This window comes from Bacillus stercoris (assembly GCF_029772985.1).
Taxonomy (GTDB): Bacteria; Bacillota; Bacilli; order Bacillales; family Bacillaceae; genus Bacillus; species Bacillus stercoris.
On the sequence record NZ_CP121861.1, the window covers coordinates 267,439 to 284,683 of the forward strand.

At 46.2% G+C, this 17,245-nt stretch carries 18 protein-coding genes and 1 pseudogene; 16 read left to right on the forward strand and 3 right to left on the reverse strand.

What is annotated here, in order from left to right:
- Positions 1-136: 136 nt before the first annotated feature.
- From yxdL to QA442_RS01445, 3 genes are read left to right on the forward strand one after another with little or no spacing between them, the layout of a single operon-like run.
- Entirely contained in the window at positions 137-910 is a 774-nt protein-coding gene (gene yxdL, locus QA442_RS01435) for an ABC transporter ATP-binding protein YxdL (protein WP_069838360.1), read from the forward strand.
- Positions 885-2,753 carry an ABC transporter permease YxdM gene (gene yxdM, locus QA442_RS01440; protein WP_071581959.1) on the forward strand — a complete coding sequence of 623 codons (1,869 nt, stop codon included), beginning with the start codon at positions 885-887 and terminating at the stop codon, positions 2,751-2,753. The genes yxdL and yxdM overlap by 26 nt, the downstream gene beginning before the upstream one ends.
- A gap of 13 nt (positions 2,754-2,766) precedes the next feature.
- On the forward strand, positions 2,767-3,114 hold the full coding sequence (locus QA442_RS01445; RefSeq protein WP_014666010.1) for a YxeA family protein: 348 nt from the start codon (positions 2,767-2,769) through the stop codon (positions 3,112-3,114).
- Positions 3,115-3,156: 42 nt separating this feature from the next.
- Here the strand turns inward: QA442_RS01445 and QA442_RS01450 are convergent.
- Positions 3,157-4,120 (reverse strand): annotated as a pseudogene (locus QA442_RS01450) (iron-hydroxamate ABC transporter substrate-binding protein).
- Between the two features lie 176 nt (positions 4,121-4,296).
- On the opposite strand from QA442_RS01450, the gene QA442_RS01455 reads away from it, so the two are divergent.
- On the forward strand, positions 4,297-4,695 hold the full coding sequence (locus QA442_RS01455; protein ID WP_069150640.1) for a hypothetical protein: 399 nt from the start codon (positions 4,297-4,299) through the stop codon (positions 4,693-4,695).
- Between the two features lie 42 nt (positions 4,696-4,737).
- On the opposite strand, the gene QA442_RS01460 is transcribed toward QA442_RS01455, so the two are convergent.
- Positions 4,738-5,091 (reverse strand): hypothetical protein, encoded by a 354-nt coding sequence (locus QA442_RS01460; RefSeq protein ID WP_014666007.1) that lies wholly within the window; start codon positions 5,089-5,091, stop codon positions 4,738-4,740.
- Positions 5,092-5,338: 247 nt separating this feature from the next.
- Entirely contained in the window at positions 5,339-5,704 is a 366-nt protein-coding gene (cotNE, locus tag QA442_RS01465; protein ID WP_014666005.1) for an inner spore coat protein CotNE, read from the reverse strand.
- 90 nt (positions 5,705-5,794) lie between these two features.
- On the opposite strand from cotNE, the gene QA442_RS01470 reads away from it, so the two are divergent.
- The 12 genes from QA442_RS01470 (at position 5,795) to eutH (ending at position 17,176) form a co-directional block, all read left to right on the forward strand.
- On the forward strand, positions 5,795-6,220 hold the full coding sequence (locus tag QA442_RS01470; RefSeq protein ID WP_095431034.1) for a DUF3255 family protein: 426 nt from the start codon (positions 5,795-5,797) through the stop codon (positions 6,218-6,220).
- Positions 6,210-6,761, forward strand: coding sequence for a hypothetical protein (locus QA442_RS01475; RefSeq protein WP_095431035.1), 552 nt, complete (start codon positions 6,210-6,212; stop codon positions 6,759-6,761). The genes QA442_RS01470 and QA442_RS01475 overlap by 11 nt, the downstream gene beginning before the upstream one ends.
- A 39-nt stretch (positions 6,762-6,800) precedes the next feature.
- Positions 6,801-7,613 (forward strand): sugar-phosphatase, encoded by an 813-nt coding sequence (gene yidA, locus QA442_RS01480; protein ID WP_095431036.1) that lies wholly within the window; start codon positions 6,801-6,803, stop codon positions 7,611-7,613.
- 364 nt (positions 7,614-7,977) lie between these two features.
- Positions 7,978-8,964 carry a penicillin V amidase gene (locus QA442_RS01485; protein WP_095431037.1) on the forward strand — a complete coding sequence of 329 codons (987 nt, stop codon included), beginning with the start codon at positions 7,978-7,980 and terminating at the stop codon, positions 8,962-8,964.
- 421 nt (positions 8,965-9,385) lie between these two features.
- A complete protein-coding gene (locus QA442_RS01490; protein WP_095431038.1) occupies positions 9,386-10,711 on the forward strand; it encodes an LLM class flavin-dependent oxidoreductase in 1,326 nt (441 codons plus the stop codon).
- A gap of 13 nt (positions 10,712-10,724) precedes the next feature.
- Entirely contained in the window at positions 10,725-11,222 is a 498-nt protein-coding gene (snaB, locus tag QA442_RS01495) for a sulfur-containing aminoacid acetyltransferase SnaB (protein WP_095431039.1), read from the forward strand.
- Between the two features lie 24 nt (positions 11,223-11,246).
- Positions 11,247-12,041 (forward strand): amino acid ABC transporter substrate-binding protein, encoded by a 795-nt coding sequence (locus QA442_RS01500; RefSeq protein ID WP_003227109.1) that lies wholly within the window; start codon positions 11,247-11,249, stop codon positions 12,039-12,041.
- Between the two features lie 22 nt (positions 12,042-12,063).
- Positions 12,064-12,738, forward strand: coding sequence for an amino acid ABC transporter permease (locus QA442_RS01505; RefSeq protein WP_015385098.1), 675 nt, complete (start codon positions 12,064-12,066; stop codon positions 12,736-12,738).
- Between the two features lie 12 nt (positions 12,739-12,750).
- The gene (locus QA442_RS01510; protein WP_095431040.1) at positions 12,751-13,500 is read left to right on the forward strand and encodes an amino acid ABC transporter ATP-binding protein; all 750 of its coding nucleotides are present in this window, start codon (positions 12,751-12,753) and stop codon (positions 13,498-13,500) included.
- Between the two features lie 16 nt (positions 13,501-13,516).
- A complete protein-coding gene (gene sndB, locus QA442_RS01515) occupies positions 13,517-14,659 on the forward strand; it encodes an N-acetyl-sulfur-metabolite deacetylase SndB (protein WP_095431041.1) in 1,143 nt (380 codons plus the stop codon).
- Positions 14,656-15,993: an MmgE/PrpD family protein gene (locus QA442_RS01520; RefSeq protein WP_095431042.1), complete on the forward strand. Its 1,338-nt coding sequence runs from the start codon at positions 14,656-14,658 to the stop codon at positions 15,991-15,993. Before sndB ends, QA442_RS01520 begins: the two co-directional genes overlap by 4 nt.
- 70 nt (positions 15,994-16,063) lie before the next feature.
- Positions 16,064-17,176: an ethanolamine utilization protein EutH gene (gene eutH / locus QA442_RS01525; RefSeq protein WP_095431043.1), complete on the forward strand. Its 1,113-nt coding sequence runs from the start codon at positions 16,064-16,066 to the stop codon at positions 17,174-17,176.
- The last annotated feature ends 69 nt before the right edge of the window (positions 17,177-17,245 follow it).

Below are 17,245 nucleotides of genomic sequence, written 5' to 3' on the forward strand. Positions count from 1 at the left end.
TTAAGAAAACAACATAGCTCGTTTTGTTTCCCCTTGATAACATGGATTTACGTCAAGGGGATTTTTATGTTAAATGCCCCGGCACTACATGAAAGCAGCCCAGATCAACAAGAATAAAATCATAAGGAGGATTCTCATGGCGAATATGCTTGAAGTCAAACATATAAATAAAACCTATAAAGGACAAGTATCTTATCAAGCCTTAAAGCAAATTTCATTTTCAATAGAAGAAGGCGGGTTCACGGCGGTGATGGGGCCGTCCGGGTCCGGAAAAACAACGCTTTTGAATATCATTTCAACGATTGACCGTCCAGATTCAGGCGATATCCTGATTCACGGAGAAAACCCGCATCGCCTGAAGCGGACAAAGCTCGCTCATTTCCGACGCAAGCAGCTCGGATTTGTGTTTCAGGATTTCAATCTTCTGGACACGCTGACAATCGGTGAAAATATCATGCTGCCGTTAACGCTTGAAAAAGAAGCGCCGTCTGTCATGGAAGAAAAACTGCACGCCATCGCGGCAAAGCTCGGTATCGAAAACCTGCTTAACAAACGGACGTTTGAAGTATCCGGAGGCCAGCGCCAGCGGGCCGCCATCGCAAGAGCGGTCATTCATAAGCCGTCACTCATTCTGGCCGATGAACCAACTGGAAACCTTGATTCCAAAGCGACAAAAGACGTCATGGAAACGTTGCAGAGCCTGAATCGGGATGATCATGTCACGGCTTTGATGGTGACCCACGATCCGGTTTCGGCAAGCTACTGCCGCCGCGTCATCTTTATAAAAGACGGCGAATTGTTTAATGAGATTTACCGCGGGGAAAACCGCCAAGTCTTTTATGAACAAATTCTTGATGTGCTGTCTATGCTGGGGGGAAACGCAAATGACCTTTCTTCAGTTCGCTTATAAAAACGTCACGAGAAACAAAAGGGCCTATCTTGCATTCTTTTTAAGCAGCGCCTTTTCCGTTTTGATTTTCTTTACCTTTGCGATGTTCCTGTTTCATCCGGCATTAAAGGAAGGCTACCTGAATAACATCGCCAAAAAAGGCCTAACCGCTGCAGAATGGATGATCTTTGTTTTTTCTTTCTTATTTGTTCTGTATTCGGTTAATGCATTTTTGAAATCGAGAAATAAAGAATTCGGCATTTTGCTTATGCAGGGTATTACGCCGGTGCAGCTGAGAAAGCTCATTACAGCGGAAAACATGATCATTGGCGTCATGTCGATTGCAGCCGGGATTATCGGAGGATTCATTTTTTCAAAGACGTTCTTTACGGTCGGCGCTTATATTTTAGAAATGGACGCGCTGCCTCTGTATATGCCTTGGAAAGCGCTCGGCATTACGGCCGGCGGATTTCTGCTCTTATTTTTCCTTTTATCGCAGTTCACAATCCTTTTTGTCAGATCAAATACCGTTATCAAATTAATAAAGGGCACTGACAAGATTAAGCCGGAGCCGAAGCCGTCCGTGCTTCTGTCCTTATTCGGCATCGCCTGCCTGTGCGTCGGGTACGGAATGGTTCTGAAAGGCAATGTCCACGGGACTCAACCGTTTATCATTTTACTGCTCACCGTCATCGGTACGTATTTCTTTTTCAGCCAAAGCAGCATCTGGATTCTGCGCGCGCTGAAGAAGTGGAAAACCTTTTATTTGCGCGGGAAAAATGTCATTTGGGTTTCTGATCTTGTCTATCGTTTAAAAGACAACGCCCGCCTGTTCTTTATCGTCAGCATTATTTCCGCGGTTGCGTTTACGGCGACAGGCGTGCTCGCCATGTACAAATCGACCGTCGGGGCTGAAGAGTCCGCTTATGAGATGGAATATATATCTTTCAGCAACAATCCAAAAGAACAGACTCATTTGAAAGATATTGACCATGAACTGAAAACACACGGCTTTACGTATAAGAAAGACAAAATAGATGTTTCCTATGTTCGCTATCAGGAAGGAGAAACTGTTCCCCCTGTTTACATGATCAGCGAATCGGATGTGTCAAAATATTTCCATGTTAAGCTGAACGGCCTGAAAAGTGATGAGGCTGTCTATTTTCCGGGCACGTATGACCGCAATTTCAAAAACGAAGCGCCGGATCAGCTGAAGCTGCTGAATCAAAAAGGCAAGCCGTCTGACCAAAAACTGTCGGTAAAAGAAGTCCAAAAACCGCTGATTTCATTGAATGCCATCATCGCGGTGAACGATCAAACCTTTGATCAGCTTAAATCACTAGGTGATAAAGCGTCATTATACGGTTACAGCTATGATCATTGGAAAGACAGTCTTGGGATCAGCCAATCCTTGAAAAATGAGATTTACGGCAACTATATCGACGTGCATTCTGATTTTATGGCAAAAGCCGGGACTTACTATGATACGGTGCAGCTGCCGAGCTTGAGTTTATTCATCGGGCTGTTTATCGCGATCGTCTTCTTTGTCGCGGCAGCAAGTTTCTTATATTTCAGGCTGTTCACCGATTTAGATGAAGATCGGGAGCGCTACCGTTCACTGGCCAAAATCGGCCTGAGTGAGCGTGAAATGTCACAAAGCGTGACGATACAATTGGCGATTCTCTTTTTCTTTCCATTTGTCATTGCCGTCATGCATACGCTGTTTGCCCTGAGAACATTGGCCGTCGAAGGCTATTCCGATGTAGCGGGGCCGCTCAGTCTCACGATCGGAGGGTTTTTCATTTTTCAGCTTTTGTTCTTCCTCGTGGTGCGATCAAATTATTTGAAAAAAATGAACAAGTAAGGGGAGTGCAAAGATGAAAAAAGCATTGGCGATCCTGGCCGTCTTGGCGGCTGCTGCCGTAATATGCGGTCTTCTCTTTTTTCATAATGATGTTACAGACCGATTTAATCCGTTTATTCACCAGCAAGATGTCTATGTGCAGATTGATCGAGATGGCAGACATCTTAGCCCGGGCGGTACTGAATATACATTAGACGGATACAATGCATCCGGGAAAAAAGAAGAAGTGACCTTTTTCGCCGGCAAAGAGCTTCGGAAGAACGCGTATTTGAAGGTGAAGGCGAAAGGAAAGTATGTCGAGACTTGGGAGGAAGTCAGGTTTGAAGATATGCCGGGCTCCGCACAGTCAGCATTAAAATGAATCATAAAAAAGGCACAGTCCCTCATGACTGTGCCTTTTTCTTTACTTTTTATTTTCTTCGGCCCGTTTGATCAGCATGTCGGCGATAATATCCACCTGTTTGCTGACAGAAATCGGATCGTACGGGTAGAACGTGTCAAAGTCATTGATAAACACGCGATTATGTTTAACAGCGTCAAGGTTCTTCCAAATAGAGGAATTCTCCAGCTTGTCGAGTGTTTTGCTTTCGCCTTTCGGGTTGTAGTCCGTAATGAACATATAATCTGCGGCATACTCAGGAATCACCTCTTGAGAGAGCTGTTTCATCTCTCCTTTTTTGATGACATCTTGTTCAATTTTTTCAGGCGCTTTTAACCCGAGCGCATTGTATACAGCTTGGCCGCCGCGTCCGCCATTGTCATTGAACACCCAGAATTCGCCCTTGTCTGTGTTTTCATAAATGCCGAAGGTCGCATCCTTGTCGATGACGCCGGCAATTCTCTTTTTAGCCGCGTCCGCTTTTTTGTTAAAGTCAGCCATAAATGAGGTTGCTTTGTCTTTCGCTCCTGCGATATCTCCGAACATGCTGACTGTGTCCTCGACGTTTTTCGCTGTGTTATAAGGTATGACAACAGTCGGAGCGATTTTCTTTAATTTATCGACATTCTCTTCATTCATGACAACAATGAGGTCAGGCTGAAGCTCCATCACTTTTTCAACGCTGATTGGATCACCGACATCCTTCACATTTTTCAGCTTTGATTTTAAAAACGGATTATCAAATGACCACGAGCCTGAGCCGACTACATTGGCTCCGACAGAAAGCAATTCACCGATAAAAATCAGTGACGATGCGTTTTGGATGTGCAGGAATGTTGACGTTCCCTTTAGGTGATTTATATGTTCTCATTTCTGTTTTTTCGGAAGCAGAATCGCTTGAGCTCCCTTTAGAAGCCGTGCCGCTGCAAGCGCTGACAAACATGAGAAGCAGCACAAGCATGCCCACGAGCAATGTGTTCTTTTTCATCAAAAACCCTCCCAATATGTATGTAAATAGATTAGTAATGATTATCATTATCAATTAATAATATAGCAAGAAACCCATTCTCCGTCTATCACTATTTTCAAGGAAGAACGTTTTTTCATTTATAGGTGACGCGGTATGCCTAATCGATTATTATAGGTAAATAGGAGGAGAAAAATATGGGAATTACAAAAAGAGGTGCCGCTTGGGAATGGCTGCATAGCTGGTGGATGCTGTTTATTTTCATGCCTTTTGCCATTACCAGTTTTTTTGCCTTTTTATTTATTGGCATCAAGGTTAGAAATAGAAAGTGGATAATGTACGGCATCATTTATTTTTTCATTTTTGCGTTTGGTTTTGTTTTGCCCGATCTGCCTGGCGTTTTTGTTGTGCTCCCGTTGTGGGCTGTGACCATTATTCACGGCTTTAAAGTGCGCCCGCTGTATTTGATTCAGCTGGATGTCTACAAGGATCATGTGGAGGCACGGGCTTTTGCTGAGGCAAGAAGTGAAGCCGAAAGCAGATTTCATGCGCCGAAACAGTCTATTCAGGATATACATATTCGCAAAGAACAGTAAGAAAAAAGCTCAACACTCGCATTGTGTTGAGCTTTTTCTATCCTACTGCTGGTAGGATTGCTGTTGAAATGGCGTATTTTGGCCGAATGGAAGTGTAGACACATTCGTATTCATCACGCTGGATTGTCCAGTAAGTTCCTGCTGCATTTGGTTGCACATGTTGACAACCTGCTGGCATTTTTGAATCGCCATGTCATGTCCGTGCAGCGCTTGTTGAATTGTATGTGCAGCTTGTTGTTCGTGATTTAGAATCTGCTGCAGCATTTGGATGTTTTGCTGCTCCTGGTGAAGCATTTGGCGGTATTGCTGGCTGCTTTGCTGTGTTTGCTGAATGAGCTGCTGAGCAGTCTGGCGGCATTGGTTCAGCTGCTGCAAGCCGTGTTGTGTATGATGCATAAATCATTCCTCCATGTGATCGATTGACGTGAGTCGGTATTATCATGCAACTGGCATGAAAAGAAATTCTGTCAAAGAGGAACTACAATTATTTTCCTCGGCCCCTCTGTCTTTGAATGAAAACGGTAAAGATTGTATACTGGGTACAAACCCTTTTTATGTAAATGTTCCGTTTTAACATATAAGAATGGCGGAAAACGAAACCCTGAATTGGGAGAATCGTATTCCGCTTTTTTTCTTTGTTTGCTCAGAAACCGCCTTCCCCTGCAGTAAATGGGATATTCAGTCTGTTTTCTACTGTGCGGAGGCGCTGATTGAGCCGATTTAAGCGGCGTGTATGGCGTTCAACAGCCTGGCTTAGCTGATTGACCTGTTCGGCAATCCGTGCAATTTCCCGATTTTGACGGCGGTCTTCGTTTGTGAGACGGGTTAATTCTCTCGACTGCTGTTCATTTTGCCGTTCAAGTGCCGCGATTCTTCTTTCCAATGCAGGCTGTCTTTCCATTTGGTATGGCTCGTATATATCCTGCTGTGGATAAGGGCTGTATTCATAGTGGCTATAGTAAGGTTCCTGCTGAGGCAGCTGTGGGCTGTAATATTGATAAGGGTTCATTATGATCAATCTCCTTGTGGGTGAATTCCTTATAACTTATGTAGTCATTGGCACAGTGTCACGGCATTCGCCTAAAAAAAGGAGGAAAGGATGTGGATCTCCTTGAAAAACAAATATGGCATTTTGTTATTCATTGCTGTATGCATGATGGTATCGGGCTGCCAGCAGCAAAAAGAAGAGACGCCGTTTTATTACGGAACGTGGGATGAGGGGATTGCCCCCGGGCCAACGGACGGCGTGAAATCAGCAACGGTCACATTTACCAAAGACGAGGTTGTGGAAACGGAAGTAATGGAAGGAAGAGGAGAGGTACAGCTGCCTTTTATGGCATACAAGGTGATCTCCCAAAGCGCTGACGGGTCTATCGAGATTCAGTATCTCGGTCCCTATTATCCGCTCAAAAGCACGCTGAAAAGAGGAGAAAACGGGACATTGATATGGGAGCAAAACGGACAGACAAAAACGATGACAAGAATCGAATCAAAGACCGGCAGGGAGGAGAAAGATGAGAAATAAAAAAGCCGAAAGACTGGTGGCAGCGGGACTTGTTTTACATATCATTCAGTGGATATTTATATTATGGGCTTTTCTCAAGGTCAAACATTTATTTAGTGACTATACGATCTATAACCCTAATGTCATCAGCGGCTCCATGCAGTCCTTATCGTTTATCCAAATGATGCGCGCTATGGTGTACTCAGGGGCAATCGTGAATTATGTGTTGTTTTTTGCCCTTGTATTGCTTATTTATGGCATCGTGCTTCATGCCATCCTGATCGTTCTGGAAATGGCGGCTTACGTTATGATCAGACGGAATTCTGCATCTTCATGGGGGTTCTTTTTCATCGCGGCGGGTGTGAAGCTTGCCATCTTGAATATAACCGGCATTCCGTTTTTAGCTGCCGGCTTTATGCTGATGAAACAGAAAAAAGCAGAAAACGTCGTGAAAACAGAAAGAAAGCGGGAACCACGAAAACGTATCCGAAGACAAGGGCGGCGTCTAATCCGGAGAAAACCATCTCTTCCGGTTGAATATCAAAAAGGAAAAACGATATGATGGGACTATAGACTGAAAACGACATGAAGGAGATGCAGGATGTACAAACTCATTGCAATTGATATGGATGGAACACTTTTAAATGATCATCATGAAGTAACAGAGGAGGTCCGCGACGCGCTTCACGCGGCAAAAGCGGAAGGTGTCAAAATCGTGCTTTGCACCGGCCGGCCTATCGGGGGTGTGCGGAGATACTTAGATGAACTGAATTTAATTGAAGAAGGCGACTATGTTATCGCGTACAATGGAGCGCTTGTTCAAAATACGCATACAAATGAAGTGGTCTCAGAGCTGTCTCTCGGCTATGATGATTTGACTTCATTATATGACCTGAGCTTAGAGCTGAAGACGCCGATGCATTTCTTTGACTCATCTCATTTGTATACGCCTAACCGGGATATTAGCGAATTTACCGTATATGAATCCTATGTGACACAGGTGCCGCTTCATTTCCGCAAGATTGACGAGGTGCCAAAAGATATCCTCATCCCGAAAGTGATGTTTATTGATCAACCGGAGAACTTAAGCCGCGTCATTACATCGATTCCAAAAGACGTGTGTGAAAAATATACAATGGTCAGAAGCGCGCCGTTCTTTTACGAAATTCTGCACCCGGAAGCCAGCAAAGGAAATGCTGTACGCCAGCTGGCACAGCTGCTTGGAATTGAACAGGCGGAAGTCATGTGCATAGGCGACAACGGGAACGACCTGACAATGATCGAATGGGCGGGCTGCGGGGTTGCCATGGCAAACGCCATCCCAGAAGTATTGGAAGCCGCGAACTTTCAAACACGCTCCAATAATGAACATGGGGTTGCGCATGCGATTCACGAGCTTGTTTTGGCGAAATAATAATGAAATCCAGCCTTTAAGGCTGGATTTTTTGTTATGTTGTGCCCGGCCGGTCTGTAAGCGCCATGAGGTTTTTTTGCGGAATGGACGCTACAACTTCTTTTCCTGCTGCCTTATAATATCAGCGATTGATCATGAAACTGCAACATTTCTGATTGGCTCTGATACAGCAGGGGCTAGTAAAAATAAAAAGGAAGCTTTCACCATAAACATCAGCATAGTACATTGAAAGAATCTCTTCGTCTTTATGTTGGAAGGTGATGTCAATCTTTTGACGAATCTCTTTGTCTTTCGTTATGCTGATAAAACAAGTTGTTCACAAAATGTATGATTTTAGCCTGAAATGGAAAGGGGACTGAATCAGATGTGCACAAGTCTTACATTGGAAACTGCTGACCGGAATCATTTATTAGCGAGAACAATGGATTTCGCATTTCAGCTGGGGACGGAGGTCATTCTCTATCCGCGCCGTTACAGCTGGAAGAGTGAAGCTGACGGAAGGGTGCATCAAACACAGTACGCGTTTATCGGTATGGGGAGAAAACTTGGAAATATATTATTTGCCGACGGAGTTAATGAAAGCGGTTTATCTTGTGCGGCGCTTTATTTTATGGGATATGCGGAGTACGAAAAAACGCTTCGGGGAGACGGCGTTCATATTGCCCCGCATGAATTTGTAACATGGGCGCTATCAGTTTGTAAGTCTTTGGATGACGTAAAAGAAAAGATCCACTCTTTAACAATTGTGGAGAAGAAATTAGATCTATTAGATACCGTTTTACCGCTGCACTGGATATTGTCAGACCGGACGGGACGCAGCCTGACGATCGAACCGAGAGCAGACGGCATCAAAATCTATGACAATCAACCAGGTGTCATGACGAACAGCCCCGACTTTTTATGGCATGTGGCCAATCTTCGGCAATATATAGGAATAAGGCCGAAACAATTCGAGAGCAAGGAGTTGGGCGGATTGATGCTGTCCGCTTTTGGCCAAGGCTCGGGTACAGTGGGTCTGCCGGGAGATTATACACCGCCTTCACGGTTTGTCAGAGCTTGTTTTCTGAAAGAACATCTAGAGCCTGCGGCAGATGAAACGAAAGGTGTATCAGCAGCTTTTCAGCTTTTGGCAAACATGGCGATACCCAAGGGTGCTGTGATAACGGAAGAAGACGAAATTGATTATACGCAATACACTTCTGTGATGTGCAGCGACACGGGAAACTACTACTTTCACCACTACGACAATCGGCAAATCCAAAAAGTAAGTTTATTTCATGAAGACCTAGATCGCCTTGAGCCTAAAGTGTTTTCTGCTAAAGCGGAAGAAAGTATTCTAGAACTTAATTAAGAGACAATGAGCTGATTTCGGTATGAACCCGGGATCAGCTCATTTTTTTATGCGATGTCTCAGCTTCTGAATGAGTCAAAATGGACCGATCTGCGACGGCGATCACGTGCGTTTATTAGCAAAGAGCAAAAGCGGCGGCAAAACGCGTATGGTCGGAAGTACAGATATGCATTTATATAAAACTTTGAATCAAAACGAGTCTCAGCATCATCAGGCTGTTTTGTAAGGATACAGGTTGCACAAATGCCATCCCATGATGCTGCGAGATTCTTTTCAGCTTAAAAAGAAAAATTTGATCTTAACTCATTGACAAACGTCCAAGACAAAGGTACATTTTGATTTATTCATATTAAACGACTAGGAATATAGGAGTTTATTTTTCGGATTATTCAGCCTAAAACATGATAAAAGGAGTATCGTCATGACAAGCAAAAAGAAACAAATCAAATTAGGGGTATTTTTAGCAGGTACAGGCCATCACGTCGCGTCTTGGCGGCACCCCGACGCGCCTTCAGATGCGAGCATGAATTTGGATTATTTTAAAGAACTTGCGAAAACAGCGGAGCGGGGCAAGCTGGATATGCTGTTTTTAGCAGATAGCCTATCAATTGACAGTAAATCACATCCAAATGTATTAACAAGGTTTGAGCCATTCACCTTGCTCTCTGCCTTGGCACAGGTCACATCAAGAATCGGACTGACAGCAACAGCCTCCACTACATATAGCGAGCCGTTTCACATTGCCAGACAGTTTGCGTCATTGGATCATCTGTCCAACGGCCGTGCCGGATGGAACGTCGTCACTTCATCGATTGAATCAACAGCGCTGAATTTCAGCGGTGAAAAACACCTTGAACACCATTTGCGCTACAAGCGGGCAGAGGAATTTGTCGAGGTTGTAAAGGGGCTTTGGGATTCATGGGAAGAGGGCGCCTTTATCCGCAATAAAGAAACAGGTGAATTCTTTGAGAAGGAAAAAATGCATGAGCTGAACCACAAAGGAGAATATTTCTCGGTTCGCGGGCCACTGAACGTTTCAAGAACGCCGCAGGGCCAGCCAGTCATTATCCAGGCAGGATCATCAGGAGACGGAAAAGCGCTGGCTGCCAGAACAGCAGAAGTGATCTTCACAGCGCAAAACCACCTGGAATCCGCTCAAGAATTTTATCAATCCATTAAAGAACAGGCTGCGGGATTCGGACGTGATCCAGAGAAAATCGCCATCATGCCGGGGATTTTCCCGATCATTGCTGATACCGAAGAAGCGGCACAAGCCAAATACAAGGAGCTTCAAGACCTGATTATTCCATCCGTCGGTCTGCAAATTCTCCAAAATTATTTAGGCGGAATTGATTTGTCTGCGTATCCGCTTGACGGGCCGCTGCCGAAGCTTGACGCAGAAGCTTCCAATGCGGTGAAGAGCCGCTTCAAGCTTGTTCAGGAAATGGCTGAACGGGACAATATGACGATACGCGAGCTTTACAAATACGTTGCAGGCTCCAGAGGACACCATATCTTCGTCGGCACGCCGGAGCAGCTCGCTGACAAGATGCAGGAATGGGTGGAAAAGGAAGCGTGTGACGGGTTTAATATCATGCCTCCGCTTCTACCAGAAGGAATTGAAGTGTTTGTTGATCAAGTGGTTCCGATTTTACAGGAACGCGGCGTGTTCAGAAAAGAATATGAAGGCACAACATTAAGAGAGCACTTCGGTTTGGAAAAGCCGGTCAACCGCTATGCAAAGTAAGGAGGAACGCTAGATGAAGCCACAATATCGCCTTGCAGTTGAACGTGATGCTGAACAGCTTCTCGAGCTGACATTGCGGGCTTATGAACCGATTCGAAAGCTCGGCATTCGTTTTGCCGCCGCTCATGCGGATTTGGATTTGGTGCTGAAAAATATCCGGAAAAACGCCTGCTACGTCATGGAAGAAGACGGGCGGATTATCGCGACCATCTCCTTAAGAATGCCGTGGGGACAGCAGCCGGGACCGTATGGCGTTCCACATATCTGGTGGTTTGCTGTGGACCCCGATACCGGTAAAAAAGGAATCGGAACTAAACTGCTTCAATGGCTGGAGGAAATAATCCTCCGCGATACGTTAAAGGTTCCGTTTGTCTCACTCGGAACAGCGGATAAGCATCCGTGGCTGATTGAGATGTACGAACGAAAAGGATATGTCCGCGCAGGTGAACAAGACCTTGGCAAAGGGCATATCACAGTTTATATGAAAAAACAATTGCGACATGATCTATAAAAATAGAAAAGGCGGGAAAATCAAATGAAAATGAAAAAATGGACTGTGCTGGTCGTTGCTGCATTATTAGCGGTGCTCTCCGCTTGCGGCAATGGAAACAGCAGCAGTAAAGAGGATGACAATGTGCTTCATGTCGGTGCGACAGGACAAAGTTACCCATTTGCATATAAAGAAAACGGAAAGCTGACAGGTTTTGATGTAGAAGTGATGGAAGCAGTCGCTAAGAAAATTGACATGAAGCTGGACTGGAAGCTTCTTGAATTCAGCGGGCTGATGGGAGAGCTTCAAACAGGCAAGCTTGACACCATTTCCAACCAGGTAGCTGTGACAGACGAACGCAAGGAAACGTATAACTTTACGAAACCATACGCTTATGCGGGAACACAGATTGTCGTCAAAAAAGACAATACAGATATCAAATCAGTAGACGATTTAAAAGGGAAGACAGTCGCGGCCGTTCTTGGTTCAAACCACGCGAAAAACCTTGAAAGCAAAGATCCTGATAAAAAAATCAATATTAAAACGTACGAAACACAAGAGGGCACGCTGAAGGATGTTGCGTACGGCCGTGTTGACGCTTATGTTAACAGCCGAACTGTATTGATCGCGCAAATCAAGAAGACCGGTTTGCCATTAAAGCTTGCAGGAGATCCGATTGTTTACGAACAGGTTGCATTCCCATTCGCCAAGGACGATGCACACGACAAGCTCCGCAAAAAAGTCAATAAGGCACTTGACGAATTGCGTAAAGACGGAACACTGAAAAAACTCTCTGAAAAATACTTTAATGAAGATATCACAGTAGAACAGAAGCATTAAGAAACGGCGGTGAATCACCAGAATGAACACGATTGATTGGGAATTCATGATATCAGCGTTCCCGACTTTAATTCAGGCCCTTCCGATCACCTTGTTTATGGCCATAGCGGCTATGATTTTTGCCATTATCGGAGGACTTATTCTCGCACTCATTACAAAGAACAAAATTCCAGTGCTTCATCAGCTGTCAAAGCTGTATATATCCTTTTTCCGGGGCGTGCCGACACTTGTGCAACTGTTCTTAATCTATTACGGGCTGCCGCAGCTATTTCCAGAGATGAGCAAAATGACAGCTCTCACTGCCGCCATCATCGGGTTAAGCTTAAAAAACGCCGCTTATTTGGCAGAAATATTCCGGGCGGCCCTCAATTCGGTTGATGACGGGCAGCTGGAGGCGTGTCTGTCTGTCGGCATGACAAAACTTCAGGCATACAGACGGATTATTTTGCCGCAAGCGATCCGAAATGCGATTCCGGCAACGGGTAATACATTTATCGGACTGCTAAAAGAAACGTCACTGGCCTTTACATTAGGGGTCATGGAGATGTTCGCCCAAGGGAAGATGTACGCCTCAGGAAACCTCAAATATTTTGAGACGTATTTGGCGGTTGCGATCGTCTATTGGGTTCTTACCATTATCTACAGCATGTTGCAGGACTTGTTTGAACGCGCCATGAGCAAGCCATACCGGACTTAGAGGTGAAATCAGTTGATAACAGTAAAAAATATTCGCAAAGCGTTTAAAGATCTCGTCGTGCTCGATGGAATTGATCTAGAAGTGAAGCGCGGAGAAGTGGTAGCGATCATCGGTCCGTCCGGTTCCGGAAAATCAACGCTTCTCCGGTGCTTGAATCTATTAGAGCGTCCGGATCAAGGCCTCATTGAAATCGGAGAAGCCAAACTGAACGCGGAAAAATTCACACGCAAAGAAGCACATCGGCTTCGCCAGCAAACGGCCATGGTTTTTCAAAACTACAATCTGTTTAAAAATAAAACGGCTTTGCAAAACATTACAGAAGCTTTAATTGTGGCTCAACACAAATCACGCGACGAAGCAAAACGCATTGGAATGGAGATTCTGAAACAAGTCGGTCTGGAGCATAAGGCTGACAGCTATCCGATCACAATGTCAGGCGGCCAGCAGCAGCGAATTGGCATCGCCCGGGCGCTTGCGGTCAATCCGCATGCGATCTTACTGGATGAACCAACGTCAGCGCTTGACCCTGAGCTCGTCGCAGAAGTGCTTCAGGTCATCAAATCCATTGCGGAAAAACAAACAACGATGATCATCGTGACACACGAAATGGCGTTTGCAAAAGAGGTCGCTGATCAAGTGATTTTTATGGCAGACGGCCATATTATCGAGCAGGGAACGCCAGAAGAACTGTTTGACCATCCGAAAAACGAACGGACGAAACGATTTATCAAGCAGGTGGGAGAGCCTGCAGAGCTTATATAAGAAGGGGAGAAGAACAATGGCCGACAAAACGTTTCATACCCGTTTAATCAATATGCGGCGTGATCTTCATGAACATCCTGAACTGTCATTTCAAGAGATTGAAACGACGAAAAAAATCCGCCGCTGGCTTGAGGAGGAGCAAATCGAAATACTGGACGTTCCTCAATTGGAGACTGGTGTGATTGCGGAAATCAAAGGACGGGAAGACGGCCCTGTGATAGCGATACGGGCGGACATTGACGCACTCCCGATCCATGAACAGACGAACCTGCCGTTTGCTTCTAAGGTTGACGGTACGATGCATGCGTGCGGACACGATTTTCATACCGCTTCTATTATTGGCACAGCCATTTTGCTGAACCAAAGACGGGACGAGCTGAAAGGTACCGTCCGTTTTATCTTTCAGCCGGCCGAAGAAATTGCCGCGGGAGCAAGAAAGGTCATAGAAGCTGGCGGGCTTGATGGTGTTTCTGCCATTTTCGGCATGCACAATAAGCCGGATCTGCCTGTCGGGACCATTGGTGTAAAGGAAGGTCCGTTAATGGCAAGTGTTGACCGGTTTGAGATCGTCATCAAAGGGAAAGGCGGTCACGCCGGCATCCCGAATAACAGTATTGATCCAATTGCTGCCGCAGGACAAATCATCAGCGGCCTGCAATCTGTGGTCAGCCGAAACATCAGCTCACTGCAAAACGCAGTCGTCAGTATCACAAGAGTACAGGCGGGCACGTCGTGGAACGTGATTCCCGATCAAGCTGAAATGGAGGGAACGGTTCGAACCTTTCAAAAAGGAGCGAGGCAGGCTGTTCCAGAGCATATGAAACGGGTGGTTGAAGGAATTGCAGCGGGCTATGGGGCACAAGCCGAATTCAGGTGGTTTCCTTATTTGCCTTCCGTTCAGAATGACGGCACCTTTTTGAATGCGGCATCCGAAGCTGCGGCACGGCTTGGCTATCAAACCGTTCACGCTGAGCAGTCTCCGGGCGGAGAAGACTTCGCTCTGTATCAAGAGAAGATCCCGGGATTTTTTGTTTGGATGGGAACGAACGGAACGGAGGAGTGGCATCATCCGGCCTTTACACTGGATGAAGAAGCCCTTACGGTTGCCTCTCACTACTTTGCGGAGCTGGCGGTTATTGTATTGGAGACCATCAAATGAGCAAACAAGGGCTGACAGCAGGTCTTGCAGAGGCTGTGAGAACGTCACAGCCGGAGCATTCAGTTGACGCGATTCGCGAAGCAAAAAAAGGATTACTTGATTTTACTGCCGCTTCATTCGCAGGAAGAGAAGATAAAGGCATTCAAAAGCTCCTCCGTCTGATAGAGGATGAAGGAGGCCGGCCCCTTGTTCCTATTATCGGACAAGGCATAAAGGCCGCGCCATTACAATCCGCGATGCTCAACGGATTTATCGCCCATGCATTGGATTTCGATGATGTCCACTCCGATGTAAGAGGGCATCCAAGTGCAGTCATCGTGCCTGCTCTTATGGCTTCTGCCGCTCGCGGACATGACGAGCGGCTTCTTGGCGCTTATGTTGTTGGTGTTGAAGTAATGGCACGGCTGGGCGAATCAATTGGCAGCCGCCACTACGAAAAGGGCTGGCATAATACGGGAACGCTTGGTGCGATTGCTGCCGCCTGCGCCGTAGGTTATGTTGAGGGACTGCCTCAAAAAGAGCTGGAAAAAGCGATTGGTTTTGCGGCTACGCAATCTGCTGGGATGAGGGTACAATTTGGAACAGAAATGAAACCGCTGCACGCAGGTCTGGCGGCCCAGGCTGGCTTGCTGGCCGTTAAGCTGGCCCAATCAGAATTTGGCGGGTCCCGTACGGCACTTGATGGAGAAACTGGTTTCTTCAATCTGTACGGTGATTTGGAAAAAGCACAACACACTTTGCTAAACGATTGGGGCGCACCGTGGAGAATCGTAAAGCCGGGCCTATGGTTTAAAATCTATCCATTTTGTTCCGCGGCACACCATGCTGCAGACGCGGTACGAAAGCTTATCTCTAGAGAAGCCATTTCTGCTGCCAATACCGAGCGGGTTGAAGTGGTTTTTCCGCCAGGCGGAGATGCTGCATTGACGGAACGGTCTCCGAAAACTGGAGAGGAAGGCCGTTTCAGCGTTGAATATGTGATTTCTCTTGCTTTGCAAGGACACGAGCTGACCGTTGAACATTTCAACAGCCAGCCGATCCCTAGCAACATTCAAACAACAATGGGGCGAATTCAGCGAGTATATGACAATGCTATTCAGCCGGCTCCACATGCCGTTCCGAAAGGCCGTTTCACGATTGTCCGGGCCTATTTATCAGACGGCCGGATTTGCGAAGCGCGTGTGGACTGTCCAAAAGGGGCTCCGGGAAATGAGCTGTCGGAAGAAGACATAAAAGAAAAATTGAGAGTAACGGTTCCGCAGGAAAAAGCGCGACGCATTATAACAGCCGTTGAAAAAGCCGATATCAAAGAATTTTTAGCTCATATAGAATAAGATTCAGCTCCAATCAATGATTTCAGATGATATGATAAAACCAATCATACGTTTGAAAAAGGAGAAAACCATGACGGTGAATGACACGGTTGTATTCATTTTGGCTGCCTTTTTACTATGGGGAGCGGCGGATTATTGTTTGGGAAACAGATGGGGGCTAGGCGAGCGGTTTGCGGACGGCTTTAAAGCTATGGGGCCGCTTGCGCTGTCTATGATCGGTATTGTGTCACTGGCGCCCGTGCTGGCGGCAATCCTGATTCCCATTGTTTCTCCTGTTTACACAGCGATTGGCGCGGACCCTTCTTCCTTTGCGAACACCATTTTGGCGATTGATATGGGAGGATATGCGCTGGCCGGAGAAATGGCGAAAGATCCGCAGGCCGGGCTGTTTTCATGGGTGTTTTTAGGAACAATGATGGGACCGGCAATCGTCTTCACGATTCCCGTCGCTCTTGGCATCATCGAAAAAAAGGACCATCCGTATTTTGCGAAAGGCATATTAATCGGGTTGTGCACAGTGCCGATCGGTTGTTTCACCGGCGGATTATGCGCGGGCTTTGACATCGGCATGATAGGTAAAAACCTTCTGATCCCGAGTCTGTTATCTGCTGTGATCGCTTTTGGGTTATGGAGGTATACCGACAGTATGATTCGGTTGTTTCATCTCTTCGGGAAAGCGGTCAGTGTGGTTGCGATTATCGGGCTTGCGGCTGTCTCCGTTGAAACGCTGACAGGCATTGTGCTGATTCCGGGAATGGAGAATGCCGAGACTGGGATACAAACGACAGGGACCATCGCCATTGCTCTGGCAGGGGCGTTTCCGATGACGGCTTTTATTACAAAAACCTTTAAAAAACCGCTTCAGGCTCTTGGGAAATGCCTTCATTTAGATGAGACAGCAACAGCAGGCTTAGTGACCTCTTTGGCGCATCATATCCCGATGCTGGCTTCATTAAAGGATATGACGCCGAGAGGAAAGGTCATCAATGTCGCGTTTGCGGTCAGCGGCGCCTTTGTACTCGGCAGCCATCTCGGTTTTGTAGCCGGAATGAAAAAAGAAATGGCGGCGGCCATGATCATTGGAAAAGTAGCAGGCGGAGTCACAGCTGCCGCCGCGGCTGCTTGGATGATGCCTGCACAGTCAGCTGATCAGCAAAAACGTATCTCAGCCGGCCACAGCTGAGGCAGAAGCTGTTTCAACTTTGTCCAATCGGGAATGTTACAGTAAAGATTTCTTGAAAGAGGGTTGGAC